This is a genomic window from Candidatus Kryptonium sp. (genome assembly GCA_025060635.1).
GTDB lineage: Bacteria > Bacteroidota > Ignavibacteria > Kryptoniales > Kryptoniaceae > Kryptonium.
On the sequence record JANXBN010000008.1, the window covers coordinates 97,747 to 123,185 of the forward strand.

Annotated in this window: 26 protein-coding genes; 17 read left to right on the plus strand and 9 right to left on the minus strand. The window is 35.3% G+C overall.

The annotated features are described in order from the left end of the window. Positions 1 to 30: 30 nt before the first annotated feature. The 4 genes from NZ923_09935 to NZ923_09950 are packed head-to-tail and all read right to left on the minus strand — an operon-like array spanning position 31 to position 4,272. Positions 31 to 1,014, minus strand: coding sequence for a hypothetical protein (locus NZ923_09935; GenBank protein MCS7230336.1), 984 nt, complete (start codon positions 1,012 to 1,014; stop codon positions 31 to 33). Further along, entirely contained in the window at positions 974 to 2,494 is a 1,521-nt protein-coding gene (locus tag NZ923_09940) for a hypothetical protein (GenBank protein ID MCS7230337.1), read from the minus strand. The genes NZ923_09935 and NZ923_09940 overlap by 41 nt, the downstream gene beginning before the upstream one ends. Continuing rightward, positions 2,491 to 3,306: a hypothetical protein gene (locus NZ923_09945; protein ID MCS7230338.1), complete on the minus strand. Its 816-nt coding sequence runs from the start codon at positions 3,304 to 3,306 to the stop codon at positions 2,491 to 2,493. Before NZ923_09945 ends, NZ923_09940 begins: the two co-directional genes overlap by 4 nt. A 6-nt stretch (positions 3,307 to 3,312) precedes the next feature. Continuing rightward, positions 3,313 to 4,272 (minus strand): site-2 protease family protein, encoded by a 960-nt coding sequence (locus NZ923_09950; protein ID MCS7230339.1) that lies wholly within the window; start codon positions 4,270 to 4,272, stop codon positions 3,313 to 3,315. Between the two features lie 309 nt (positions 4,273 to 4,581). Here NZ923_09950 and NZ923_09955 point away from each other — a divergent pair, with 309 nt between their 5' ends. The 3 genes from NZ923_09955 to NZ923_09965 are packed head-to-tail and all read left to right on the plus strand — an operon-like array spanning position 4,582 to position 6,786. After that, positions 4,582 to 5,517, plus strand: coding sequence for a radical SAM protein (locus NZ923_09955; protein MCS7230340.1), 936 nt, complete (start codon positions 4,582 to 4,584; stop codon positions 5,515 to 5,517). Between the two features lie 21 nt (positions 5,518 to 5,538). Next, entirely contained in the window at positions 5,539 to 6,054 is a 516-nt protein-coding gene (locus NZ923_09960) for a nitroreductase family protein (GenBank protein MCS7230341.1), read from the plus strand. A 24-nt stretch (positions 6,055 to 6,078) separates the two neighbouring features. Then, positions 6,079 to 6,786 carry a ComF family protein gene (locus NZ923_09965; protein MCS7230342.1) on the plus strand — a complete coding sequence of 236 codons (708 nt, stop codon included), beginning with the start codon at positions 6,079 to 6,081 and terminating at the stop codon, positions 6,784 to 6,786. Here the strand turns inward: NZ923_09965 and NZ923_09970 are convergent. Genes NZ923_09970 through NZ923_09980 form a run of 3 tightly spaced genes read right to left on the minus strand, consistent with a single transcriptional unit; the run spans position 6,783 to position 9,871 of the window. Further along, positions 6,783 to 7,940 carry an acyl-CoA dehydrogenase gene (locus NZ923_09970; protein ID MCS7230343.1) on the minus strand — a complete coding sequence of 386 codons (1,158 nt, stop codon included), beginning with the start codon at positions 7,938 to 7,940 and terminating at the stop codon, positions 6,783 to 6,785. The two genes, NZ923_09965 and NZ923_09970, sit on opposite strands and share 4 nt — an antisense overlap. Before the next feature lie 49 nt (positions 7,941 to 7,989). Further along, positions 7,990 to 8,940, minus strand: coding sequence for a methylmalonyl Co-A mutase-associated GTPase MeaB (gene meaB / locus NZ923_09975; protein MCS7230344.1), 951 nt, complete (start codon positions 8,938 to 8,940; stop codon positions 7,990 to 7,992). Beyond that, entirely contained in the window at positions 8,933 to 9,871 is a 939-nt protein-coding gene (locus NZ923_09980; protein MCS7230345.1) for an SDR family oxidoreductase, read from the minus strand. Before NZ923_09980 ends, meaB begins: the two co-directional genes overlap by 8 nt. A gap of 174 nt (positions 9,872 to 10,045) precedes the next feature. Here NZ923_09980 and tsaD point away from each other — a divergent pair, with 174 nt between their 5' ends. From tsaD to NZ923_10050, 14 genes are all read left to right on the plus strand, one after another. Next, positions 10,046 to 11,089 carry a tRNA (adenosine(37)-N6)-threonylcarbamoyltransferase complex transferase subunit TsaD gene (gene tsaD, locus NZ923_09985; GenBank protein MCS7230346.1) on the plus strand — a complete coding sequence of 348 codons (1,044 nt, stop codon included), beginning with the start codon at positions 10,046 to 10,048 and terminating at the stop codon, positions 11,087 to 11,089. Positions 11,090 to 11,136: 47 nt separating this feature from the next. Beyond that, positions 11,137 to 12,516: an endolytic transglycosylase MltG gene (mltG, locus tag NZ923_09990; protein MCS7230347.1), complete on the plus strand. Its 1,380-nt coding sequence runs from the start codon at positions 11,137 to 11,139 to the stop codon at positions 12,514 to 12,516. Next, on the plus strand, positions 12,513 to 14,162 hold the full coding sequence (locus NZ923_09995; protein MCS7230348.1) for a hypothetical protein: 1,650 nt from the start codon (positions 12,513 to 12,515) through the stop codon (positions 14,160 to 14,162). Before mltG ends, NZ923_09995 begins: the two co-directional genes overlap by 4 nt. Beyond that, the gene (locus NZ923_10000; GenBank protein MCS7230349.1) at positions 14,155 to 14,769 is read left to right on the plus strand and encodes a UbiX family flavin prenyltransferase; all 615 of its coding nucleotides are present in this window, start codon (positions 14,155 to 14,157) and stop codon (positions 14,767 to 14,769) included. Before NZ923_09995 ends, NZ923_10000 begins: the two co-directional genes overlap by 8 nt. A gap of 47 nt (positions 14,770 to 14,816) precedes the next feature. Next, complete coding sequence (locus tag NZ923_10005; protein ID MCS7230350.1) at positions 14,817 to 15,929, plus strand: P1 family peptidase; 1,113 nt, start codon at positions 14,817 to 14,819, stop codon at positions 15,927 to 15,929. A 3-nt stretch (positions 15,930 to 15,932) separates the two neighbouring features. Continuing rightward, positions 15,933 to 16,622, plus strand: coding sequence for a response regulator transcription factor (locus NZ923_10010; GenBank protein ID MCS7230351.1), 690 nt, complete (start codon positions 15,933 to 15,935; stop codon positions 16,620 to 16,622). Positions 16,623 to 16,625: 3 nt separating this feature from the next. Continuing rightward, positions 16,626 to 17,987, plus strand: coding sequence for an ATP-binding protein (locus NZ923_10015; protein ID MCS7230352.1), 1,362 nt, complete (start codon positions 16,626 to 16,628; stop codon positions 17,985 to 17,987). Between the two features lie 85 nt (positions 17,988 to 18,072). After that, complete coding sequence (pstS, locus tag NZ923_10020) at positions 18,073 to 19,122, plus strand: phosphate ABC transporter substrate-binding protein PstS (GenBank protein MCS7230353.1); 1,050 nt, start codon at positions 18,073 to 18,075, stop codon at positions 19,120 to 19,122. Next, positions 19,085 to 19,978 (plus strand): phosphate ABC transporter permease subunit PstC, encoded by an 894-nt coding sequence (gene pstC, locus NZ923_10025; protein MCS7230354.1) that lies wholly within the window; start codon positions 19,085 to 19,087, stop codon positions 19,976 to 19,978. Before pstS ends, pstC begins: the two co-directional genes overlap by 38 nt. 53 nt (positions 19,979 to 20,031) lie before the next feature. Beyond that, a complete protein-coding gene (pstA, locus tag NZ923_10030) occupies positions 20,032 to 20,808 on the plus strand; it encodes a phosphate ABC transporter permease PstA (protein ID MCS7230355.1) in 777 nt (258 codons plus the stop codon). 119 nt (positions 20,809 to 20,927) lie between these two features. Next, entirely contained in the window at positions 20,928 to 21,710 is a 783-nt protein-coding gene (gene pstB / locus NZ923_10035) for a phosphate ABC transporter ATP-binding protein PstB (GenBank protein ID MCS7230356.1), read from the plus strand. Positions 21,711 to 21,729: 19 nt separating this feature from the next. Beyond that, positions 21,730 to 22,404 (plus strand): phosphate signaling complex protein PhoU, encoded by a 675-nt coding sequence (gene phoU / locus NZ923_10040; GenBank protein MCS7230357.1) that lies wholly within the window; start codon positions 21,730 to 21,732, stop codon positions 22,402 to 22,404. Between the two features lie 18 nt (positions 22,405 to 22,422). Then, positions 22,423 to 22,773, plus strand: coding sequence for a hypothetical protein (locus NZ923_10045; protein MCS7230358.1), 351 nt, complete (start codon positions 22,423 to 22,425; stop codon positions 22,771 to 22,773). 65 nt (positions 22,774 to 22,838) lie between these two features. Beyond that, on the plus strand, positions 22,839 to 23,294 hold the full coding sequence (locus NZ923_10050; GenBank protein MCS7230359.1) for a peroxiredoxin: 456 nt from the start codon (positions 22,839 to 22,841) through the stop codon (positions 23,292 to 23,294). A gap of 37 nt (positions 23,295 to 23,331) precedes the next feature. Here the strand turns inward: NZ923_10050 and NZ923_10055 are convergent, their stop codons facing one another. Together NZ923_10055 and NZ923_10060 are read right to left on the minus strand one after the other, a co-directional pair. Continuing rightward, the gene (locus NZ923_10055) at positions 23,332 to 24,510 is read right to left on the minus strand and encodes an aminotransferase class I/II-fold pyridoxal phosphate-dependent enzyme (protein ID MCS7230360.1); all 1,179 of its coding nucleotides are present in this window, start codon (positions 24,508 to 24,510) and stop codon (positions 23,332 to 23,334) included. A gap of 185 nt (positions 24,511 to 24,695) precedes the next feature. After that, complete coding sequence (locus NZ923_10060; GenBank protein MCS7230361.1) at positions 24,696 to 25,412, minus strand: pyridoxine 5'-phosphate synthase; 717 nt, start codon at positions 25,410 to 25,412, stop codon at positions 24,696 to 24,698. Positions 25,413 to 25,439 lie beyond the last annotated feature (27 nt).

Sequence of the window (25,439 nt, forward strand, 5' to 3'; positions counted from 1 at the left end):
TTCCTGTGCAAATCTTTTCATGAACTTTATTCATTTTAATTTTAATCCCAGTGTTAAAAATTGCATTCCAGAAGGTGAATATCGTTCAAATTTATATGTGTAATCAAACAACACAATAAAATTACTTATTTTTCTGCTCAACCCAAAACCAAATGCAAAGTCGGGATTTTTAAGATATTCAACTCCAACTCTTATACATATACTCTCTCTAAATTGCTCGGATGTGAAATAAAGAGGATATAATTCCGTCCCGAAATTTAAACTTCCTTCTGAACCGCTAATTTTGTATCCAGTTGAGACGATAAATAGATCTTTATAAAAATAACTTACGCCAGATCTTACAGTTAGAGGGAAGTTATCAGTAATCGTGCGCCCTTTTTCTTGGTATAGAATGGATGAATCCCATTTATATTTTGCGTTTATATCGTGCACGGAAACACCAGCGTTTATATGATCGTTGAGTTTATATAAAAGACCGAAATCAATTCCAAGGGTTTGTGCTACAATTTCTTGATACAATTGATTGTAATAAAATTTTAGTGATAACCCTAATGATAATTTTTCAATTATTCTATTCGCAAATGAAAAGCCAATGAGATATTCATTAGTATTGATGTTCTTAATATGATAACCGTCTTTATCTCTCAAATCAACATTTTTCACACCAGCTCTAACGATAAAGATGGAAAACCCAGCGGTTGGGTAAACTGACTGTGTATAATGTAAGAAATCAAGATTACGATCAAGCGATAAAATACCAATCGTAAGTGAGGCTGATTTTTGGTTTGAAAATGGTAAAATCGCAGGATTATAATAGCCAATTATTTCTCCTTTGGTTACTGAACTCATCGCATTGCCAAGCGCTATCCCTCTTGAACCAAAACCTAATCTTGAAAAAGTAGCAACAGAAGGGTTTTGTCCAAATAATAAGTTAAATGTAAAGCCAAAACCAATCAGGATAGTAAAAAGATTTCTATTGAATGAGAAGTATTTTACCATATAACTCCTTTTCATCTATTTTAACTCTGTAGAAATACACTCCGTTTGGCACGATCTTTCCGGAATCGTCCTTTCCATCCCATATTTCATCGTATTCTTTAACTCCATCTCTTGTAGCGTTTGAGATAATGGTTCGGATTTTTCTCATTGCGAAGTCATAAATTTCAATTGTTACTTTGCTTTGTGGTTTATCTACGCTGTAATGAATTCTAGTAACCTCAAGCCAGGGTGAAAATGGATTTGGGTAGGCGTATGTTTTATCATGCCCAGCAACTTTTTCGTATGTTCTAAAAATTTTCCAATTATCACCGAAAATTTCCGAATCAACAAATTTTACAAGTCCATCGGAGCTTCCAGCCCAGATCGTATCTTTTTGTACTCCAATTGAGTAAAAAACATTAGTATAAATCATTTGGCGAGATAAAAAATCAATTATTTTTCCAGCTTTTTCCCAGTTTTGACCGAAGTTTTTTGTTCTCCAAAGACCATTATCACTTACAGCGTATACTGTGGAATCTTTGAAGGCGATATTATGAACGAATTCACCTATCAATGTAGTTTTCCAAGTTTCGCCTCCATCTTCGGAAAAACTCAGGGCTTTGTACTCCTTTGGATCATTCGCATTTATTGTTGCGCCCCAAATTATGTTTTTTGCTGTCCCGCCTTGATTGATCTTTTGGTTTCCGAGTGCCACTACGAAGTTCCCAGATATAGGTGAAATTTGGTTTTGATGATTGAATTTTACCCAACTTCTTCCGCCATCCGTTGATTTGTTTATCCCATCTGCAGTACCAACCCAAATAATTGAATCGTCAACGGAAATGACTGAGAAAACGCGATGATTATAATTTTTAACGGGGTTTAGTTCAAAATTTAATATATCATTTGGCTTAATTCTGTTTAAATTATCTGGTGGGATCACGACTCTTTTCCAAGTTTTGCCCATATTGGTTGATTTTCGCAATCCGCCAGCGAATGAGGCTATAAAAATTGCATCCTTTGTTAATGCTATGTCGTAAATTATGTTATTTATCGTGGTTGTTATTGGAAGTGCTTTGATTGTGTTTGATCCGTAAATTTCAAGTGTATCTGTTTTCTCATCAAGCGGTTGATTCACTTTCACCCATGTTTGTCCACCATCAGTTGAATAAAGTAAACCAAGCCCTTCCGGAAAATAGTTGTTATCTATTTTAGTGGTTCTCGCAAGAGCAACCCATATAACACCATCTTTGCAAGCAATTGCCGAAATTCTACTTTCGCCGAATTCGGCTGTTTTGTAGTAGTTTTTCCAAGTTTTACCTCCATCAGTGGTTCTACTTAAACCTTTGCTTGTTCCAATCCAAACAGTATCACCACATATGCAAATGTTTGTAACTACATTTCCAGGTGGAAGGTCAGATAAATTTTGAGGTGAGTTTAATTCATATGTGATTTTAAATTGAGAATGCAGAAAACTAAAAGAGATGAAAATCAGCATAACAACTCTCGTTTTCATAAAACCGTTATAAAGTGTGTTATAAAATTACTTAACGCACCTGCTCTATCTATTGCGAAGAATTCAAATTTATATCTTCCCTTTTGGGTGTTAGGTGGCAATTGGACTATAATTGAATAAATCCCATCACCGGCTCTTTCATCACCACTTACTCCGCTTGCATTTCCATCGTCGTACATTCTAAACGGGTTTCCAGATGATGGAGAACCATCAGGTCTATAGGAATTAAATTGAACGGATTTTATATCGTTATTTCCATCTGGATCTGTTGCTTTAAGTGTGATTTTTATCAAAACAACTTGTGTTTGCAGTAAAACAGAATCAGGAGCGACAAGGTCGGAGATAACTGGTGGACGATTTCCGCGGTAAAGGTTCAAGCTAAAATGAATTTCGTTACTTGAAAAATTTGATTTATCAATTGAGAAAATTTTTACTTGGTAAATTCCTGCTTCTTTTCTTTTGATTTTGAACTCAGGCTCTCCGTAAAAAGTTGAATCATTTATTCGGGCAAGATCTGTTCGTGTTAAAGTAACGCCTCTGTATGGATTTATTATTTCACAAATAGTTTTGGAAATATCGTTTTGGCCGTCTTTATCAATAACAATGGCTCTTGTTTTAATCTTGATTTTAAGTGTGTCTTCGGGAGATATTTCGGAACCTACAATTATCGTATCAAGATTAATTGCTTCAGGTTCAATTTTTATTGACCTTATAATCGGTGGATTTGAGAAATTGATGTCAATTACATTTTGGTTTTCCTTCTCGCAAGATAAAATTATCAATGTCATTAAAAGGTATAAAGGTTTTCTCATTGTTCATCATCCTATTTTTATAGGCGCCGGTGATATTGATAAGATGAATATGATAATTGTAATCCAGCCAATTATCATCCGCTTTTTATCCAACATTCCGAATGTCCCAACAGGGGGATGTTCTATTTTAACAACGAAATAAAGGATGAAGGCCCATACGAGCCATCCAGGCCATCCTAAATTTTGTTCGAAAATGCCAACAATCCCAAAGAGAATCAATCCAAAGAAGAATCCGCGAGCTATAAACTTATGTTTTTCACCGAACATAGCGAACATTATATGCCCGCCATCAAGTTGACCTACTGGAATGAGATTCATTGCTGTGACAAGCAAGCCAAACCAACCTGCACATAGATATGGATAATGATAAATTTCGTTCATCGGAGGTATAAAAGCGTCGGGATTTATAATTGAAAAGAGTTCTTTAAAAAGAAAGAAAAGAAGCGTATTGCCAAATGTTAAATCGCCCTCGGGCAAACTGGGAAGAAAACGGTATTCGGGATGGATTTGATATAAATACTCTATGTCAGGAAGAGTTTCAAAACCATAGATTAATACAATTAATGTAGCTATGAAACCAGCGATTGGTCCAGCAACACCTATGTCAAATAAAGCTTTTCTATTTGGAACAAACGATTTTATTCTTATCACGGCTCCAAGCGTTCCAAAATTTAAAACAAATGGAAACGGCGGAAATGGGATAAAATAGGGGAGTGTTGTCATTACACCATGTTTTTTCGCAGCAAAATAATGCCCAAGCTCATGCGAGGCAATTATGAATAAAATTGAAATTGAATATGGTATGCCGAAATGAAGATTTGTTAACTCAAATGGATCTTTCAAAAGCCATTGAACCCCAGCTATAGTTGTGGTGAGAAATGTTAGAAGAAAAAGAAAAATATGAAGAATGTAATTTGGTTTATATTCCTTGTATCCGAACGGTTGATAGTATTCCGGAGCGCTCATCTAACTTAGTTTTTTTATTCAATTTGGATAAAAAAACCGAAAAAATCAAATTTGAAAACCTTGAGTTGCGATTGTGCAATTATTAGACACAGCGTAATAGGCAAGATTTGAACATTTAGCGTTTTGAATTTGAAATCTTGGTTCAAATTTTTAATTTTTTTTGTGGTATAAATTTTGATAAACATTTTAGCAGAGATCTAAATAACCAAAGTTTGGGCGATGAAGTTTTTGTTGTTTTGCTCTTTATGTTAACTGTGTTTGGTATTTATTGAATTCTTTTATAAGAAAAAAATAACAAGTTGCGGAGCCATGCGAGATGTTATGATTAATAAGCACGAGCCGAGCTATATTGAATTAAACAAAAAGGGCATATTAAAAGAAAGGGTTGAGATTTTAAAGCAGATTTTGAATGATTGCACGCTTTGCCCAAGGAATTGTCATGTTAACAGAAATGCCGGTAGGAAAGGGAAGTGTAGAGTTGGAAGTGAAATAATAATTTCTGGAGTTCACCCTCATTTTGGAGAAGAACCGTGTCTTGTTGGGACACATGGATCTGGGACTATTTTCTTTGCAAGTTGTAATATGAACTGTATATATTGCCAAAACTATGAAATAAGCAGATTTAAACAAGGTGAGGTTGTAAGTGTCTTTACGCTTGCTGATGCAATGCTTTATCTTCAAAAGATAGGGTGTCACAATATAAATCTTGTAACGCCAACTCATTATGTACCTCAAATTGTGGAAGCTATCTCAATTGCTGTTAATAAAGGTTTGAAAATACCGATCGTCTACAATTGTGGCGGGTATGAATCCGTAGAGACATTGAAACTGCTTGAAGGAATTGTTGATATTTATATGCCTGACATTAAGTATTCAGATAATTCAAATGCGTTAAAATATTCAGGTGTTCCAAATTATTGGGATGTTGTCCGAGAGGCGGTGAAGGAAATGTGGAGACAGGTTGGAGATTTGGAGATAGTAAATGGAGTCGCTGTCAAAGGTTTGCTCATAAGGCATCTTGTTTTACCAAATGGAATTGCTGGGTCTGAAAAGGTTTTTGAATTTATAGCAAATGAAATTTCAAAGAATACCTATGTTAACATAATGGCTCAATATAGACCTTACTTTAATGCCTTTTTAAAACCGGAAATCGCACGGAGAATTACTATACAAGAATATAGAGACGCAGTTCAAAGTGCACAAAGGCTCGGACTAAGAAGAATAGAACTAAGTCCTTGGTATTAACAAAAAATAGGTTAAGAAATTATGGATTTTTTTGAAGTTTTGAGAAAAAGAAGATCGGTGAGAAAGTTCAAAGATGAGCCTATTTCTGAAGATAAACTCAAATTAATTTATGAAGCGATAAATTCTGCACCGTCCGCTGGAAATTTGCAGGCGTATGAAGTTTTTGTTGTAAAGGACAAAGACAAATTAAAACAACTTGCCGATGCTTCATTGTCTCAGGAATTTATTGCTCAAGCTCCTATTGCTTTGGTATTTTGTGCTAATCCAGCACGATCAAGATGGAGATACGGAAGTAGGGGCGAGAAACTTTACTCTTTACAAGATGCGACAATAGCCTGTGCTTATGCGCAACTTTCTGCAACAGCTTTAGGATTGGGAAGCGTTTGGATAGGAGCTTTTGACGAAGATGAGGTCAGAAAAATAATTTCCATCGGTAAAAATTTAATACCAATTGCGATCCTTCCAATCGGGTATCCTGATGAAGTTCCTGAACCAACACCAAGAAGAAAAATAGGTGATTTAATCCACGAGGTTTAAAAACAAGAAAAAAATTTTGTTTAAATGCTTTTAAGCAGTTTAAAGTTTTTTCTGGATTCAATCCTTGATTTCATTTTTATTTATGAATGTGAAATATGCCATCAACACCTTGAGAACAAACGAGCAATAATTTGTAAAGATTGCCTTACCAAGATTGAAATTGTTGAGCCCTTTGATATGATGCAAATTTTTGCTTCAAGATTTGAAAGTTATGGATATATATCTAAAGCCTTTGCTTGCTTTCATTTTAAAGAAGAAAGCGCAATTCAGATTTTAATTCACGAACTTAAGTATCAAAACAAAAGTTCAATTGGATTGCTGCTTGGTGAAATCGTTGGAAACGCAATTAAAGATGATCCTAATTTCAGCACTGCCGATGCACTAGTGCCCGTACCACTTCACAAGATTAGATTAAGAGAAAGGGGATATAATCAAAGTGAATTGATTTCAAAGGGTATAAGCAAGGTGATAAAAGTAAATGTTGAAAAAGATTTGCTAATTAGGGCAAGGAACACGGAGACGCAAACAAAATTAAATCTTGACCAGCGTAAGGAAAATGTTAAGGATGCTTTTGTAGTTAACGATAAACATAAAAATTTTGTCAATGGAAAGAAATTTGTTATAGTTGATGATGTCATAACAACGGGGGCGACTATAAATGAATGTGCAAAAGCTTTAGTTAGTTCTGGTGCTTCAAAAGTTTTTGCGGTTTCGGTAGCAGTTGCAAGTTAATCTATCGGGAAAGCGTCTCTTAAAATTTTATTTGCAATTATAATTTTTTGAATTTCGCTCGTTCCTTCACCTATGGTTAAAAGTTTTGCGTCTCTGTAAAGTTTTTCAACTGGATATTCTTTTATGTATCCATAGCCACCGTATATTTGAATTGCTTCATTTGCACACTTAACTGCGACTTCGCTTGCAAAATACTTTGCCATTGATGCATAAAGATGATAGTCCCTGCCGGCATCTTTAAGGTAAGCAGCTTTATATGTAAGCAACCTTGCTGCCTCTATTTGAGTAGCCATGTCAGCAAGCTTCCACTGAATCGCCTGAAATTCAGCGATATATTTACCAAATGCTTTTCTCTCTTTGGCGTATTTCAAGCTTAGATCAAGAGCACTTTGTGCGAGTCCAACCGAAAGCGCAGCTATGCCAATCCTGCCACCAGCAAGGATCTCCATCGCCTGTCTATAACCTTGACCTTCGTTGCCAATTAGATTTTGAATTGGGACAATGCAATTGTCAAAACTTAACGAACAAGTTTCGCTTGCCCTCATGCCGAGTTTATCTTCTTTTTTCCCGACAATTATACCGTTATAGTTTTTCTCAACTATAAATGCCGAAATCCCATTTTTACCTTTGCTTTTATCTGTCACAGCCATTACGACAATAATTTCAGCAACTCCACCATGCGTCGTAAAGATTTTATTCCCATTCAAAACATAATAATTTTCGTTGCGGACAGCACTCGTTAGCAAGTTCGCTGCATCACTCCCAGCTTGTGGTTCTGTCAAAGCCCAAGCACCTATTTTTCTACCACTGCAAAGGTCAGGAAGATATTTTTGTTTTTGTTCTTCGCTACCGAACATGAAAATGTGATTAGTGCAAAGCCCATTATGTGCTGCAACGCTTAATCCTATCGCTGGATCAACTTTGCTTATTTCCTCAACTATAACAACATAGTCAAGATAGGATAGCCCTGCACCTCCGTATTTCTCTGGGAATGTAATTCCGAGAAATCCAATTTCACCGAGCTTTTTCATTATTTCAGTTGGAAATTCCCCTGTAGCGTCAAATTTTTTTATATGCGGTAGGATCTCATTTTCCGCAAATTCTTTGGCAAGTTGTTTAACTTGCCTTTGGGTCTCAGTTAAGTAAAAATCCATAATTCTTTACCTAATTATTTTTTTGATGGAGCTTTTGGCTCCTCAATATTTATAAAGCGTTTTGCTGATAAAAATGTTCTATCAATTCGTCCGCTATTTCAAATGGATTTACATGAGAATTCGTAAGAAGGTTAACTTTTTCCTCAAGTATCTTCAAGCGATCCTTCGTCCAGAAGTCCTCACGAAGTTTTTCCTCTACTATTTCCTTTACCTTTAGCTTTAGTTTTTCTTTTCTCCTTTTTTCAAATTCGCTGGTTTTTTGCAAAAATTCGCGGTGTTTCTTTATCAAATTAAGAAGTTCATCAACTCCGACGCCTGTATTTCCAATTGTTTTTACAATTTCAACCTCCCATTCATCTTTTTTAATCCTAAGGCTTAAAACACTTTTGATTGCATTTACAGCTATATCTGCGCCTTCTCTGTCGCTTTTATTCAATACAAATATATCGGCTATTTCCATTAGACCTGCTTTCATTGCTTGAATTGAATCCCCAGATTCTGGAACGAGAACAACCACTATTGTATCAGCTACCTTAACGACATCAAGTTCGGATTGTCCAACACCTACTGTTTCAAAAATTACATAATCAAATCCTCCTGCATCAAGTATATCTCCAGCTTCAATTGCTTTTTTGCTTAAACCTCCTAAACTACCTCTGCTTGCCATACTTCTTATAAATACCCCTTCATCAAGCGAAAGTTCATTCATTCTTACTCTATCACCAAGCAACGATCCACCTGTAAATGGGCTTGTTGGATCAACCGCAATTATTCCAACTTTTGCATTTTCATTTCTTAGAAGTTTAGTAAGTTGAAACACAATTGAACTTTTCCCCGCACCTGGCGGACCTGTTATGCCTATTTTGTAAGCTCTGCCTGTGTATTTATAAATCTCTTTCAATAATTCCTCGGATGACTCTGATTCATTTTCAACAATTGATATTGCTTTTGAGATCGCTCTAAAGTTTCCATTTATTACCTTTTGAATTAGATCAATCACTCTGCTTTGTCTGAAATTTATTTTTGAAAAATTCAACAGTTAATTTTAACCCTTCGTCAAGGGAGATTTCTGGTTTCCAACCCATTGCTTTATAAATTTTTTGATAGCTTATAACGCTTCTTCTTTGTTCGCCTGGTTTCGCTGGACCGTGAATTTCATCGCAAGTTGCGCCTGTCAAGCTTTTCAACTTATAAAAAAGCGTATTTACATCTGTCTCTAAACCTGTCCCGATATTGAAAACATCAGATTTTTCATAATCAAGCGCCAACACATTTGCTCTTACGACATCACCAACATATGTATAATCCCGAGTTTGCAATCCATCGCCGTTTATTATTGGTTGTTCTCCCTTCAGCATCTTGCTTGTAAAAATAGCCACTACACCGGCCTCGCCGTGTGGATTTTGTCTTGGTCCGTAGATATTTGCATATCGCAAAATAACATAGTTTAATCCATGAACCTCCTTATAAAAGTAAAGATATTTTTCAACAGTCAGTTTCGCTACCCCATATGGAGATAGAGGTCTTGTCGGATGATCTTCATCAGCGGGGAAATAATCCTGCTCCCCGTAAACTGCTCCTCCAGTTGATGCAAAGATAAATTTTTGCACCCCATATTTAATGCTGAATTGTAGAAGTTTCAAACTTCCAATTATATTTACATCTGCGTCGTATATCGGATCTTCAACGGATTTTCTAACATCCATTTGCGCTGCGTGATGATTTACAATATCAATTTTTTCATCTTTAAAGACCTCTTCAACTTTGTCGTCCCTTATGTCAATTTGATAAAACTTCGCTTTAGGATTCAAGTTTTCAATTGAACCCGTGGATAAATTATCAACAACTATAACATTATGACCAAGTTGTATATAGGCATCAACAACATGTGAGCCGATGAAACCAGCACCGCCAGTTACAAGTATGTTCATTTACCCTCCGTTTATTTTTTGAGTTAACTTTTCAATTAATTTAGTTTCTTTCTCCGCAAGTTCAAAATTTAATTTTGCGAAAAATTTAATTAAAGGAAGGGTTAAAATCAAACGGGTTGATTTTTTGAATAAATAACATATTTTCATTAATTTTTTCAAAAACGGCGTGCGAAAGTGATAATCCTTGGGATAGAAACATCTTGTGATGAAACATCGGCAGCTGTTTTGAAAGATGGTAAATTACTTTCAAGTATAGTTTCATCACAATATTTTCACTCAAAATATGGTGGTGTTGTTCCTGAACTTGCTTCAAGAGCTCATCAAAAAGTGATAGTGAAGGTTGTTGATGAAGCGTTAAAATCAGCAAGTGTAAAAAAAGAAGAGATTGACGGAATTGCTGTAACCTATGGACCTGGTTTAATTGGTTCTTTGCTTGTTGGTGTTAGCTTTGCAAAAGCAATGGCATTTGGGCTGGGCGTCCCAATTGTCGGAGTTAACCATATTGAAGGGCATGTGTTTTCTACATTTCTTATGAATGAACATCCTAATTTTCCTTTTATAGTTCTCGTTGTTTCGGGAGGACATACTATGCTTATACTCGTTGAGGATTTCTTAAACCTTAAGCTTCTTGGACAAACTCGTGATGATGCTGCAGGAGAAGCATTTGATAAGGTTGCAAAACTTCTTGGACTTGGTTACCCAGGTGGACCTCTTATAGATAAACTCGCACGGGAAGGAGATCCAAACTTTGTAAAGTTCCCAAAACCAATCCCATCTTCAAAAAATAAATCATCTTCTGAATTTGTTGATGAAAATAAGTATGAATTTAGCTTCAGTGGCTTGAAAACTGCAGTTCTTTACTATCTGAAGAAAAATAACTTTCAGGAACTTAGCGGGGAAGAAAAAAATATCTTCATAAAAAATGTTAGTGCAAGCTTCCAAAGATCTGTGGTTGAGGCTTTAGTTGAACAAACCATAAAAGCAGCGAAAGATCTGAATGTAAAAAACATAGCTATAGCAGGCGGAGTTGCGGCAAACTCTGAACTAAGAGAGACAATGAAGGAAAAAGCTGACAGCGAAGGATTGAAACTCTATATACCTGATCTTGCATATTGCACCGATAATGCAGCAATGATCGCATTCGTTGGTTATATCAAACTTAAGAATGGTATTAAACACGATTTTGACTTAGCCCCGCTTCCGAATTTGAAAATTTGAAATAACTATGTCACACTTGTGTCTGAATTTATAAATTAAACCTTGAAATGGATCGCTCAAGGAAAAACAAATACAATGAAATTGAGAAATGGCGTAAGAAAATTGATAAAATTGATGTTAAAATAGTTCGCTTGCTCAATAAAAGAGCAAGATATGCTGACGAGATTGGAAAAATAAAACAAGAATTAAATTTACCAATTTATTCACCAGAGCGGGAAACTCAAGTTATTCAAAATGTTATAAAACATAACTACGGACCTCTATCAGACACAGCAATCAAGAGATTATATGAAAGAATAATTGACGAATCCAGACGACTTGAAAGGGAATCGGCAGAGATAAGAAAAATGAGAAAATCTCAAATTATAAATGAAAATCTATACGCATCAAAAATGATGTTTGATGTTTTGAAAAAAACAGTTATACTGTTTGTTTTGTTTTCTATCTATTTGCTCAATCGCCAGTTTTTCCTTGTTAATTCGCCTGCAACGAAATTTGCTATGGTTGAGATACCCAAAAATTCATCGTTCAAGCAAGCAGTTGATATATTGGATTCTGAGGGGATTTTGAAAAGCAAATTTATTTTTTACTATGCTGGTAAAATTTTATCCTTGGATAAAAAAGTAAAAGCTGGGAAATATATTTTCCCTGATAATGTGCCAATGGCACTTGTTATGAGGGAAATAACAAATCCATCGTATATTTTATCTGTGAGCGTTACGATCCCAGAAGGACTGACCGCAAGAAGGATTGCCGGACTATTAAAATCTAAAATTGGGATTGACTCAACAAGATTTATGAAACTTGTAAGCGACCCAAGTTTTGCTAAACAGCTTGGAATAGACGCGAGTCATCTTGAAGGTTATCTTATGCCTGATACATATATCTTCATCTGGGGAGATGCTGAAGAGAATGTAATCGCAAAGATGGTTTCAGAATTTAAAAAATTTTACGATGATACCTTAAGGGAAAGGGAAAAAGCCATAGGATTAAACACCCATCAAGTTGTAACGCTTGCCTCAATAGTTGAAGGAGAAGCAAGATTTGAAGATGAAAAACCGCGAATCGCAGGCGTATATTTTAATCGTTTGAGAAGAAGAATGCCGCTTGAGGCAGATCCAACGATTCAATATATCATACCAGATGGACCAAGAAGATTGTTTTATAAAGATTTGAAAATTCAATCGCCATACAATACTTATCTTAACCCTGGATTACCACCTGGACCTGTGAATAATCCAAGCAGAAGCTCAATCCTTGCGGTTCTTTACCCCGAGAAAAATAAGTTTTTATATTTTGTCTCAGATGGAAGCGGAAGACATATATTTTCAAAAACTTATGAGGAACACTTAAAGGCAGTAAGAAGATATAGAAAAATTTTAGCGGAAAGGAAAAATCAGGAAAAAATCGCTGGCGAGAGTAAATGAAATTAATTTTTGAGATATTCAAATTTTTTCTAAAGATTGATCTTCGGACAGGAAAGGAAGGGAAGGTATCTTATGAGCGGATTTTGTTAATTCTATTGATAAACTTTTTCTGGTTTTTTATGTTAAGTTTTTCTATTGCTATTTCAGGCACAAACAAACAAAGCTTGACCCTGCTTCTTCTTGATTTTGCTTTCATAATTTTCACGGTTGAACTGGTCCTGATAATTTTCAACATACTTGTTGAGTTTGATGTCATCTTGCTAAATTCCCGTGAAGTTGAGTTTTTCTCATATCTTCCGATTGATTCAACAACATATGGATTCGCTAAATATCTGAATTTTCTTTTTTTCGTTTCGCTTTTAAATTTTTCGCTCAATCTTTCGCCAGCTGTCGTTTTATTAATTTTGAATACATTCATACCAAATGTCAATGTTGAATCGTTTGTTAAGATTTCAGTTGCATATCTTATTGTGTCGTCTCTATATGTTATTTTCGTTTCTAATCTTGTGTTTCTCGTTTTATTTTTCCTTGGGAAGGGAATCAAGCTGAAAAAATTTAAAGAGATCATCCTGCCAGCACAAATTTTCGCCGTGTTTATCGTATTTCTTATTTATCAGTTGATCAATAAATATCTAATATCGTCGGATGGAACTGGTAGTATATTTATCACAGCCAGTGAAAATCTTAAATTCCTTAAATTTTTGCCGCAATTTATTTTTTCAAAAATTTTCGTTTCGCTTTCTGGTGTTGGAAATGTAACTTTGCAATCTACTGAAATCGTTGGGATTGCAATTATTTTTTTCATACTTTTGATCGTTCCATCTTTGATTTTCAACCTTGAAAACATCAAAAACATGCTTGCCAGTTATACCTATAACAAAAGGAGCGAGAAAAGATATTTGATTGTTCGGTTCTTAGAGAGATTTAAAGATTTATTTTTCAAATCCGAATTGGGATTGGCAACATACGAACTTGTTTATGCGTATTTGAGAAAAGATAAATCTATCAAGGTCAAAGTTCTATCTGCATTTTTTATATCAATTGCAATTGCTGTTTATTTTGTTTTCTTTGATGTTGTTGAAGATCCGCTTGCTAACCCAGATTCAAGAGCAAATGTTATGACATTGCTCTCGCTTTTTTTCAATGTCACTGCGGGAATTGTTGCAATTCAAAGTCACCGCGATCATCAAGCAAGTTGGATTTATCACTTTGTTAGAACGGAGGAAATTTATGATGTCTTTCGCGCTGGATTAATGGTTTTATGGCATCATGTATTGATTCCTTTGATCGTGATTTTCTTTTTCATATATCTTGTTAAAATTGGTGACCTTGCTTCTGTTTCATTTCACTTTGTGGTGACTTTTTTGGTTCTTAAGATATTTTTTAATTTTGCTAACTTGCTTTTTGCTAATTTACCACTAAGCCAGCCAATGGAGAAGTTGAGTTCTATTGATAAGATTTTGCCACAATTTTTTGCTTTATTTGCAGTCTTTGTTGTAATAATTTTTGAGAGAGGAGCTTATGGATTAGTTTTAAAATCCGAAAGCTACCTGTCGGCTTTGTTTGTTTTAATTTTCCTCATCGTCGTGGAAAGATATAGTTTAAAAGTTATCAAACAAAAAGTCGTGAGGATCTTAAATGTCTGATAGGCGGAGAATAATAATTGGCGTGACAGGTGCAAGTGGCGGAATTTATGCCATTAGAACAATAAGAGCGTTTTTAATTTACGGTTTTGAAGTGCATCTTATCATCTCGGATTATGGAAACTTTGTGCTGAAGGATGAGTGTGGGGTTGATTTAAGAGGCAATGAACCTATGCAAGTTTTTAAAAAAATGTTTGGTGCGGAAGTTGAAAATGGAAGCGTGGTGAAATATAATTTCAGGGATTTAGCCGCAAGAATCTCAAGCGGTTCTTTTGAAACAGATGGTATGGTTGTTGTTCCATGTTCTGTTAAAACTCTCTCTGGCATTGCAAATGGTATATCTTCAAATTTAATTGAGCGTTCCGCGGATGTTTGTTTAAAGGAAAATCGTCCCCTTGTTCTCGTATTTAGAGAAACACCATTGAATTTAATCCATATTCAGAACATGTTAACATTGGCACAAGCTGGAGCTAAAATTTTACCTGCTTCTCCTGCGTTTTATCAAAAGCCGAAAACATTTGAAGACCTTGGAGACTTTATCGCTGGAAAAGTTTTATCTCTTTTTGGTATAAAACATAATCTTTACAAGAAGTGGGGTGAGGAAATATGAAAATTTTATTGCTACTGATTCTTTTTCAACAAATTTTTATTTCAACCATGATTTCGCAAGAGAGCGAGAAAAGATACAGAGCAAGGGAATTGGGAATCATAGTCGGTGTATTGCCAACGGGGAAATATAATGCAATTACCGATGTTAAAGGCGTCAAAGTAGGGCACAAGACGATAATAAAGGGAGATAGCATACGAACTGGTGTTACAGTGATAATTCCACATGAAGGGGATATTTTCAGGGAAAAAGTCCCTTGCGCTTTTTATGCTGGAAATGCTTTTGGTAAGTTTATGGGCTCAACTCAAATTGAAGAACTTGGCGAGCTCGAAACACCGATCGCTCTTACCAACACGCTTGCTGTGCCCAAGGTTGCGGATGCGTTAATTCAATATGTCCTTGAAAAATCTGGTTCAGAAATTCGTTCAATTAACCCGGTTGTCGGCGAAACAAATGATGGTTATCTAAACAAAATTCAAGATAGAGTCATCACATATCAAGATGTGCTTGATGCAATAAATTCTGCAAAATCTGGCGAAGTTGAAGAAGGTTCGGTTGGAGCTGGAACCGGAACAATTGCTTTTGGATGGAAAGGTGGAATTGGGACAGCGTCAAGGGTTTTGCCTAAAAATCTCGGTGGTTGGACGGTTGGAGTTTTAGTGCAAACTAATTTCGGTGGTATACTTACAATTAATGGTGCTCCCGTTGGGCTTGAGCTTGGCAAATTTTTTCTAAAAAATGAACTTGAAGAAGCAGATGGTTCAATCATAATTGTTGTTGCTACGGATGCTCCGCTTATGCCAAACCAATTGAAACGGCTTGCAAAAAGAGCAATGCTTGGGCTTGCGAGAACTGGTTCTCCGTCTACAAATGGAAGTGGTGATTATGTCATCGCTTTTTCAACTAATCCAGATTGCAGGATAAAAATGTTTGATAGTTATCAACCACAACAAATAAAGGTTTTGCCTAATTTCGCCCTTTCCCCGCTATTTCAAGCTGTTGTTGAAGCAACCGAAGAAGCAATTTACAATTCAATTTTAAAAGCCAAAACTATGTCTGGCTATATGGGAAGAAAAGTTGAAGCAATACCGATAGATAAGGTTCAGGAAATTTTGAATAGATACAATGTCATAAACTATGATAAAAAATTTAAGTTGAGGTGAAAAATGATCGGAAAAACAATCGCAATAGTTGAAGATGATAGGGATATACTTGAACTTATAGCATTACATGTGCAAAAAGCGGGCTTCAAAGCTAAAAAGTTTACAGATGGTGAATCTTTCCTTAGATATCTTTCAACAGATGTGCCTGATCTTTTGATCCTTGACTTAATGTTGCCAGATATTGATGGGCTTGAGCTTTGCAAGACATTAAGAAACAGCCCTGCCACATCAAAGATGCCAATTATAATTTTAACTGCAAAAATTGACGAAACAGATAAGATCGTCGGACTTGAACTTGGCGCAGATGATTATGTAACAAAACCATTTTCACCTCGTGAGCTTATCGCAAGAGTTAAGGCAATATTAAGAAGAACATCACAAGAAAAAGATAAAACAGAGATCATAAAAATTGGTGATTTCCTTACAATAGATGTAAATAAAATGGAAGTTTTCGTTGAAGGTGAAAAAGTTGATCTTACATTAACAGAGTTCAAATTGTTAAAACATCTTGCTGAAAAACCTGGATGGGTCTTCTCACGGGAGCGACTTCTTAACGCGGTGTGGGGAGGTGAAAAACCAGTACTTGATAGAACGATTGATGTGCACATAAAAAAACTAAGAGATAAACTTGGAAAAGCTGGAAAGTTGATCAAAAGTGTTAGAGGACTTGGTTACAAAATTGAAATTGAGTAAAAAATGGAAAAAACACGAATAAAATTCTTCATATTTTTGATATTAACGGTATCGCTACTACTTCTAAAACCCTGGCTTGGGATTTTATCTGCGATCGTATTCGGGCTTTGGTGTTTGAAAAAAATCATCATCCCATTGAGCGAAATTGAGAATAAGATTAGAAATTTTTTTGATTTGAAAAAATTGCCAGTTGATGAAATAACTTCACAAAAATTAGAAAGAGGGATTGATAAACTAATTAATGAATGTGAAAAAAGTCAAAGAAAACTTAGCGAAAGCGAGAGAAATTTAAATGTTTTTCTTGAGTCCTTGCCTGACGCAGTGTTGGTACTTAAACCTAATGGCAAAGTAAAGTTTTATAATCATAAATTTTGGGATATCTTCTCAAAATCCGGGGTGCTAATTCAATTTGACGAAAGATATAAAACGGAAAAATTTTATTGGGAGATCATCCGTGATTTTAACTTGATTGATTTTATTAAAAATGTCATTGAAGCATCAGAAAGTCAGGCGGGAACGGTAATCTCTCGGGAAATTGAAAGTGACGAAAAAACCTTCAATGTTAGTGCATTTAAGAGCGAGGCAAACGAGATCTTTATCATTTTTGAAGATATAACTTTTGCTAAGGAACTGGCAGAGATAAAGCGAGAACTCATTGAAAACATCTCTCATGAATTAAAAACCCCTCTTTCAAACATAAAGGGATACATTGAGACAATTGAAGAAGAACTTGAAAATTTTGCAAAGAAATCAAAGCGTGCTCGTGAAATTTTGATATATCTTGAGCCCGTAAAAAGAAATACAGACAGATTGATAAGAATTATAAATGACCTCTTGATCCTTTCCGAAGTTGAAGCAGGTGTAAAGTTTGAGGAGGAAAACATTAACTTTGGTAAAATCATCAACGGAATTTTAAAGATGTATGAGAAAAATTTGAAAGATAAAAAATTATCTTGTGATGTTAAAATATCAAATGAATTGCCTGAATTTCGCGCCGATTCATATAGAATTGAACAAATGCTTTTCAACCTTATTGATAATGCGATAAAATATACGGACAGCGGAGGCATAAAAATATGTGTTGAGCCTTTCAAGAATTATCCCGAAAAAGGAGCAAGCGCTATTAAAATAACAGTTGAAGATACAGGTATAGGGATCCCCAAAGAACATATCCCGAGGATATTTGAAAGGTTTTATGTAGTTGATAAATCAAGATCAAGGCAAACAGGTGGCACAGGGCTTGGTCTATCAATTGTAAAGCACATAGTGTTGATGTATAACGGCACTATAAATGTTGAAAGCAAAGTTGGAATGGGGACAAAGTTTGAAATTATCTTCCCAGTTAAAAGACAGGGAAAATTTTAATGATTTTTTAATGTTCGTTTAACAGAATTTTAACGATTCAAATCTAATTTTCGTTGAATAAAAAAATTAATCGCATAAAACTTTTATGAAAACCGCAAAACTAATTCTTGCATTATCACTTCTATTAAGCTCATCTGTGTTTTCGCAGGATAAAGAACTTCTCGGAGCAGGCGCAACATTTCCGTATGTTCTCTATTCAAAAATGTTTGATGATTATTATAAAAAAACAGGTGTAAAAGTAAATTACCAGTCAATTGGCTCAGGCGGTGGGATAAGACAATTAAAAGAAAAAACAGTTGATTTCGGGGCTTCCGATGCTTTTCTTACTGATTCACAAATGAAAGAATTTGATGCACCTGTGCTCCATATACCAATTTGTCTTGGAGCCGTTGTGATTACATACAATTTGCCAGGTAATCCAGAACTTAAATTAACTCCTGATGTCATAGTTGATATTTTCTTCGGTAGAATCAAAAAATGGAGCGATCCAAGAATAGTACAGTTAAATCCTGATGTAAAACTGCCAAACTTAAATATAACTGTAATCCATAGGTCAGATGGAAGTGGAACGACTTTTATTTTCGTTGATTACCTTTCAAAGGTAAGCAAAGAATGGGAAAAGAAAGTTGGGCGTGGCACTTCTGTTGCTTGGCCTGTTGGACTCGGTGCCAAGGGAAACGAAGGAGTAACTGGACTTGTAAAGCAAATCCCAGGGAGCATTGGATATGTTGAGTTAATTTATGCGAAGCAAAACAAATTACCAATGGCTTTAATCAAAAATAAAAAAGGTAAATTTATAAAACCTGAACTATCATCAATAACCTCGGCTGGAAATGTTAAAATTCCGGATGATACGAGAATATCAATTACAGATACAGATGCAGAAGAAGGATATCCGATAAGCAGTTTCACATGGATACTCGTTTATAAAGAACAAAACTATAAAAACAGATCTTTTGAAAAGTCAAAAGAACTTGTGAAACTACTTTGGTGGATGATCCACGAGGGTCAATCACATACTGAACCGCTTGATTATGCAAAATTACCTTCAGAAGCAGTCAAAAAAGCGGAAGCAATAATTAAAACCATCACATATAATGGCAAACCAATCTATAAAGAAGCAGGCATTAAGTAAAGACAGGATATTTAACCTCATACTTGTAATATCAGCACTTGTTTTGATATTAATCGGTGTAGGATTTTTTTTCAGCTTGCTTAACGCATCGCTTTTATCCTTTAAAAAATTTGGTTTAGCATTTTTTGTAGGTACTAATTGGGATCCAGTTCAAGAAGACTTCGGGGCTTTGCCATACATTTATGGAACGTTGATTACATCATTTTTAGCTCTTGCTATTTCTTTACCTTTTTCGTTGGCAATAAGTATAGTTTTAGGGGAGTATTTTCAAAAAGGATTCTTCGCGGAAGTTTTAAGATACTTAACAGAACTAATAGCAGGTGTGCCATCGGTTGTGCTTGGTTTCTGGGGCTTGTTTTTTCTTGTTCCTTTGGTTCGTGAATTTGAGATGAAAATTGGTGTAACTCCTTATGGTGTTGGAATTTTAACGGCTTCACTTATCCTTTCATTTATGATTTTACCATATTCTGCATCAATTGGCAAAGATGCAATGCGTCTTGTGCCAGTTGAACTTAAAGAAGCAGCTTATGCTCTTGGTGCGACGCGTTGGGAGATGATAAAAAATGTAATGATTCCATACGCAAGATCTGGGATAATCGCTGGTGTTATCTTGTCGCTCGGTCGTGCACTTGGTGAGACAATGGCTGTTACAATGGTAATCGGAAATTATCATGGCATACCTGAAAATATATTTAGTCCTGGTAATACGATTGCAAGCGTTATTGCAAATGAATTCACAGAAGCAACAGGAGAAATTTATCTTTCAAGCCTAATGTATCTTGGCTTTACACTTTTCATAATAACAACAGTCGTAAACCTAACCGGAAGATTGATCCTTAAAAAACTACAACATTGAAAATGAAAGGATATTTATTTCGGTTAATCAAAAGTAGAGTTATTTCGGTTTTATTGACAGTTATAACCATTCTTTCAACTGTGCCTTTTATTCTTGTGCTTTTCTTTATCTTAAAAAATGGAATATCTGTTATAAACTGGGAATTTTTAACAACATTGCCGAAACCAGTAGGAGAACCTGGCGGTGGAATTTTGAACGCTCTTGTTGGAACTGTTATGTTGATATCTATCGCTTTGGTCATATCTGTTCCATTTGGAATTATGGTTGGAGTTTATCTTGCGGAGCATTCGGAAAGCAAGGTTGCTTTTGTAGCGCGACTTGTTTCAGAAATTTTGCAGGGTGTTCCATCCATCGTTATAGGAATAATTGCATATTTATGGGTAGTTAAACCGATGGGACATTTCTCAGCTCTATCTGGTGGAGTTGCGCTTGGAATTATGATGTTACCGCTTGTGATAAAAGCAACCGAAGAAATTTTGAAATTAATTCCAAGGGAAATAAAAGAAGCATCACTTGCCCTTGGTGTTCCATATTATAGAACAATTCTAAAAGTCATGATACCTGCGGGTTTAAGTGGCATATTAACAGGCATACTTGCTGGAACAGCCAGAATTGCTGGTGAAACAGCTCCGCTTCTTTTTACAGCTTTTGGAAATCCGTTCTTAAACTTTGACATTTTCAAACCAGTTAGTTCAATGCCACTTTTGATCTTCACCTATGCGGTGAGTCCCTACGAAGATTGGTGGGCAAAAGCTTGGGGGGCTTCTTGTATTTTGGTTATTTTTGTTTTATTTTTGAATATAGCAACGCGGATGCTAAGCAAAAGATAAAAGAGTGTTTTGAAAAATAGAAGAGATCGTTCTGCGAGCGTAAGCAGAAAGGCTTTTATTAAGACGGATTTGGAGTTTAGTTTAATTTTTTAAAACAAATAAAGCATTAACTTCTAAAAATGCTTGATGTAGTTTTGCGAACAGAAAATTTAACCGCTTCTTACGATGAACATGTCGTGGTTAAAAATGTTAATCTTTCAATAGTTAGAAATAGCATAACGGCTATAATGGGTCCTTCGGGTTGCGGGAAGACGACACTTATTCGTTGCTTCAATAGAATGCATGAGTTATCACCAAAAGCGAAAGTTGAAGGGAAAGTTTATCTAATTGAAACTGATGGTTATAAAAGGGAGGAAATTGACATATATTCTGTTGATCCAATGTTTGTCAGAAGAAAAATTGGAATGGTATTTCAGAAGCCAAATCCATTTCCAACTATGACGATTTATGAGAATGTAATAGCTGGTTATATTCTCAATGGTATCAAGCTCAAAAAAAGTGAATCCGATGAAATAGTTGAAGAAACGCTTAAAAAAGTTTCACTTTGGGATGAGGTAAAGGATCGCCTTAACAAAAAGGGCACATTTTTATCAGGAGGTCAGCAACAACGTCTTTGTATCGCAAGAGCACTTGCAATGAAACCAGATGTTATTCTCCTTGATGAACCAACATCAGCACTTGATCCAGTTGCAACAATGAAGATTGAAGAACTAATTGAACAATTAAAGGATACAGTAACGATAGTTATCGTAACACATAATGTCGGACAAGCTGGAAGGATCTCCGACTATGTTGCATTTATGTATCTGGGTGAGTTAATTGAATACGGACCAACAGATGTGATATTTACAAGACCATCGCATCAAAAAACTGAAGAATTTTTATCTGGTAAAATCGGTTAAATTAATCGTGGGTAGTTATATGTTCTACGAAAAATTAAACAAGCTGAAAGAAAAAATAATTGAACAAGGAAATTTAGTTGAAAGCATGATTGAAAAAAGCATCCGCGGTCTTTTAAATAAAGACAAGCAGGTTCTCCTTGAGGTTATCCAAGTTGATGAGCCGAGATCAAATGAAAATGAGATTGAAATAGATGAAATGTGTATTAATTTGATTGCAAGGTTTCAACCAGAAGCTCGCGATCTGCGAACTGTTATAATGATCCTAAAGATGAACAATGATCTTGAGAGGATTGGGGATATGGCTGAAAATATCGCAGGAAGTGCGTTGTTTTTAATTGAAAGACCACAACTTAAACCGTTGATTGATTTGCCAAAGATGGCTGAGGAAACAATTAAAATGCTCAAGGATAGTATTGATGCTTTCATAAAAAGCGATTCAAAACTTGCGAAAAATGTTTGTGAAAGAGATGATATAATTGATACTTATAGAGACCGCATCTTGCGAGAGTTAATTGTGTATATGGCTTCAGATCCAACTACAATTGAAAGAGCTATTCACATTGAAAGAATATCAAGAAACCTTGAGAGAATCGCAGACCTTGCAACAAACATCGGTGAAGATGTTGTCTATATTGTTGAGGGGAAGGTAATAAAACACGGCAGATATAAAGAAGAAAAAAGCGAAGAAGCATAAGGCGTTTCCTTAACTTAGATGTTTGCTTCAGTTTTATATATCCAGCTCACGCTCGGGAATGGACAAAGAGTGATAAGAGAAAGAGCGTTGATAAGAAGTAAAGATGGAAAATTTTTTATTGATTCAATAGAAGCGGATAGCATTAAACTTTTATTCAAACGAAGTAGAGATACCATGTTAACTAATGAAAAATTTGAAATCGTTCTGGAACTAACCAGCGGAGTTGAGATTCCGAAAAGGTCGTTTGTTAAAATTGGTGAGGCGATCTTGGAAGTTGAGAAAATAGAACCCTACAGGTTTCGCGTTAGCAAGATTCTAAAAGGTGGTTTCATAAAATCTGGAAACGAAGTCAAAATTGTTAAGTTTTGAAAATTGCTTGTAAGTTCTTATATTTCTCACAACAAATTTAAAACAAAAATAAAGGAGAATCTTATATGATTAAAGTTGGTGAGCAAGCACCAGATTTTGTCCTTAAAGGGCATGATGATAAAGAATATAAACTCAGTGATTTTAAAGGTAAAAATGTTGTCCTCGTTTTTTATCCGCTTGATTTCAGTCCAGTTTGCACGAATGAGCATGCCTGTTTCGTTGATGCTTTGAAAGTTTTTGAAAATTTAAATGCTCAAATTTTCGGAATAAGTGTTGACAGCACTTGGACACATAAGGCATTTGCTGAGAAAATGGGAATAAAATATCCACTTCTCGCAGATTTTCATCCAAAGGGAGAAGTTGGGAAGAAATATGGTGTTTATCTTGATGATAAAGGGATACATAATCGTGTAACTGTCGTCGTTGATAAAGAAGGTATCGTTAGATATGTTGAGGAACATGGAATTCCGAATGTCCCAGATGTTAATAAAATTGCAAAGGTTCTTGAGGAGCTGAAATAACTTTCAAGGGCATGCTTATGCATGCCCTTTTTTATTTTTATATTGAATTTAACGCCTGCTCAAAATCCCAAAGTAAATCCTCTATATTTTCAATTCCAACAGAAACTCTAATCAATGATTCACTTATTCCAGCCTTATTAAGTTCATCTTTGCTCATTTTGACATGTGAGGTTAAAACGGGTATGCTAACGAGCGTTTCTACACTTCCTAAGCTTGTAGCGTTAATTGCAACTTTTAAAGAATCACAAAATTTTTTCGCATGCTCAAGCGTCCCGTCAATTTCAAAAGCGAGCATACCACCGAATCCTTTCATTTGATTTTTTGCAATTTGATGTTCTGGGTGAGAATCAAGCCCTGGATATAAAACTTTTTTTATTTTGCTATGGTTTGATAAAAACTTAGCAAGTTCTAACGCATTTTCATTCTGCTTCTTAACTCTTATCTCAAGGGTCTTTAAGCTTCTGCTAAGTAGAAACGCCTGAAACGGATCGGGATTCCCACCGAATGTGCTTTTCGTTTTTCTTATTTTCTCAATTTTTGAATTTTCAGAGATTGCACAGCCAAGAATTAAATCACTATGACCAGATAGATATTTTGTTGCACTGTGCAGAATTATATCAACTCCAAAATTAGCAGGATTTTGATTCACAGGAGTTGCAAATGTATTATCTATAATCACCAAGATGTTGTCGTGTTTTTTGGAAAGATTTATAATTTTTTGTATTTCAACTATCCTTGTGGTTGGGTTTATAGGAGTTTCAAAGTAGATTAACTTGGTTTTATTAGTGATAAGTTTATCAATTATTTCAATTTCTTCAAGATCAATGAAGTTAACCTTGACGCCAAATTTTGGTAGATAATCTCTGAAAAATCTATATGTTACACCATAAATTGAACGCAGAGAAATAATTTCATCTCCAACTTCTGTAAAACTTAAAATCGTAGATGTAATTGCGGACATCCCCGATGAAAACAGAACGGCATCTTCACAATTTTCAATAGTGGCGATCTTAGATTCAACTTCGCGAATCGTTGGATTTGCATATCTTGAATAAATGTAGAAATCTGGAGTATCATCAATAAATTTTTGGTAATCATCGGATTTTTCAACTGCAAAGGTGGATGTTTGATATATTGGATAAACTACTGAACGAAAGCATCTGTCCTTGATTTTGCCATGGATAGCAAGGGTTGAGATGCCAAATTGTGATTTCATTTGTTTTTCTTTGGTTTAGTTTTATCTATGTCTTTTTTACCGCAAAGGGCGAAAAATAACGAAGAACCGTTTCAATTCTCTTGTCCATAGCGGTGGGAAATAATTTTTACGATGAATTTATTTTTATCTATCATTAAGCAGGGGTAAGGCGTAAGAAGCAGTTCTGAAATTGTTTAATTTCAATATCATATTCCTTTAACCAATCGGACCATTTCTCTTACCGCCCTTTCAAATCCTACGAAGATTGCTCGTGCAACGATCGCGTGTCCGATGCTTAATTCTTCAATTTCTTCTATTTTTGTAATTGGGATTACATTCAAATAATTTAATCCATGACCCGCATTTACGCCAAGTCCAAGTCGTCGTGCAAGCTTTGCTATTTCTTTTATTTTTTGAAGTTCTTCAAACTGTTTTTTATCACTTCTTGCATTTGCATATTCGCCAGTGTGAATTTCAATAAAGTCAGCCCCTGTTTTCGCTGCGGATTCAACTTGTTTAGGGTCTGGATCAACAAACAAACTGACTTTTATATCGTGCTTATGCATTTCAATTACGACATCAGATAGATAAGAAATTTGATCAACAACATTTAATCCTCGCTCTGTCGTTCTTTCAAGGCGTCTTTCTGGCACAATTGTTACAAGATCAGGTAGGGTTTCAATAGCAATTTTAATCATTTCTTCAGTAGCGGCCATTTCAAGGTCAAGTTTTGTCTTTATTGTTTCCCTTAGTAAGCGAAGGTCGCGGTCGTTTATATGACGCCTGTCTTCTCTGAGGTGACATACAATTCCATCTGCACCAGCTAATTCTGCTATGTGGGCTGCGGTTACAGGGTCAGGTTCAAGTCCCCCTCTTGCTTCTCTTAAAGTTGCTACATGATCAACATTTACGGATAGTTTCATAAGAATTTATTTTTTATTTTTGTTATA

Bases quoted from the DNA above. Each gene is read 5' to 3' on its own strand.
- NZ923_09935 (MCS7230336.1), bottom strand. From the start codon at position 1,014: ATGAAAAGGAGTTATATGGTAAAATACTTCTCATTCAATAGAAATCTT.
- NZ923_09940 (MCS7230337.1), bottom strand. From the start codon at position 2,494: ATGAAAACGAGAGTTGTTATGCTGATTTTCATCTCTTTTAGTTTTCTG.
- NZ923_09945 (MCS7230338.1), bottom strand. From the start codon at position 3,306: ATGAGAAAACCTTTATACCTTTTAATGACATTGATAATTTTATCTTGC.
- NZ923_09950 (MCS7230339.1), bottom strand. From the start codon at position 4,272: ATGAGCGCTCCGGAATACTATCAACCGTTCGGATACAAGGAATATAAA.
- NZ923_09955 (MCS7230340.1), top strand. From the start codon at position 4,582: ATGCGAGATGTTATGATTAATAAGCACGAGCCGAGCTATATTGAATTA.
- NZ923_09960 (MCS7230341.1), top strand. From the start codon at position 5,539: ATGGATTTTTTTGAAGTTTTGAGAAAAAGAAGATCGGTGAGAAAGTTC.
- NZ923_09965 (MCS7230342.1), top strand. From the start codon at position 6,079: ATGCTTTTAAGCAGTTTAAAGTTTTTTCTGGATTCAATCCTTGATTTC.
- NZ923_09970 (MCS7230343.1), bottom strand. From the start codon at position 7,940: ATGGATTTTTACTTAACTGAGACCCAAAGGCAAGTTAAACAACTTGCC.
- NZ923_09980 (MCS7230345.1), bottom strand. From the start codon at position 9,871: ATGAACATACTTGTAACTGGCGGTGCTGGTTTCATCGGCTCACATGTT.
- mltG (MCS7230347.1), top strand. From the start codon at position 11,137: ATGGATCGCTCAAGGAAAAACAAATACAATGAAATTGAGAAATGGCGT.
- NZ923_09995 (MCS7230348.1), top strand. From the start codon at position 12,513: ATGAAATTAATTTTTGAGATATTCAAATTTTTTCTAAAGATTGATCTT.
- NZ923_10000 (MCS7230349.1), top strand. From the start codon at position 14,155: ATGTCTGATAGGCGGAGAATAATAATTGGCGTGACAGGTGCAAGTGGC.
- NZ923_10005 (MCS7230350.1), top strand. From the start codon at position 14,817: ATGATTTCGCAAGAGAGCGAGAAAAGATACAGAGCAAGGGAATTGGGA.
- NZ923_10010 (MCS7230351.1), top strand. From the start codon at position 15,933: ATGATCGGAAAAACAATCGCAATAGTTGAAGATGATAGGGATATACTT.
- NZ923_10015 (MCS7230352.1), top strand. From the start codon at position 16,626: ATGGAAAAAACACGAATAAAATTCTTCATATTTTTGATATTAACGGTA.
- pstS (MCS7230353.1), top strand. From the start codon at position 18,073: ATGAAAACCGCAAAACTAATTCTTGCATTATCACTTCTATTAAGCTCA.
- pstC (MCS7230354.1), top strand. From the start codon at position 19,085: ATGGCAAACCAATCTATAAAGAAGCAGGCATTAAGTAAAGACAGGATA.
- pstB (MCS7230356.1), top strand. From the start codon at position 20,928: ATGCTTGATGTAGTTTTGCGAACAGAAAATTTAACCGCTTCTTACGAT.
- phoU (MCS7230357.1), top strand. From the start codon at position 21,730: ATGTTCTACGAAAAATTAAACAAGCTGAAAGAAAAAATAATTGAACAA.
- NZ923_10045 (MCS7230358.1), top strand. From the start codon at position 22,423: ATGTTTGCTTCAGTTTTATATATCCAGCTCACGCTCGGGAATGGACAA.
- NZ923_10050 (MCS7230359.1), top strand. From the start codon at position 22,839: ATGATTAAAGTTGGTGAGCAAGCACCAGATTTTGTCCTTAAAGGGCAT.
- NZ923_10055 (MCS7230360.1), bottom strand. From the start codon at position 24,510: ATGAAATCACAATTTGGCATCTCAACCCTTGCTATCCATGGCAAAATC.
- NZ923_10060 (MCS7230361.1), bottom strand. From the start codon at position 25,412: ATGAAACTATCCGTAAATGTTGATCATGTAGCAACTTTAAGAGAAGCA.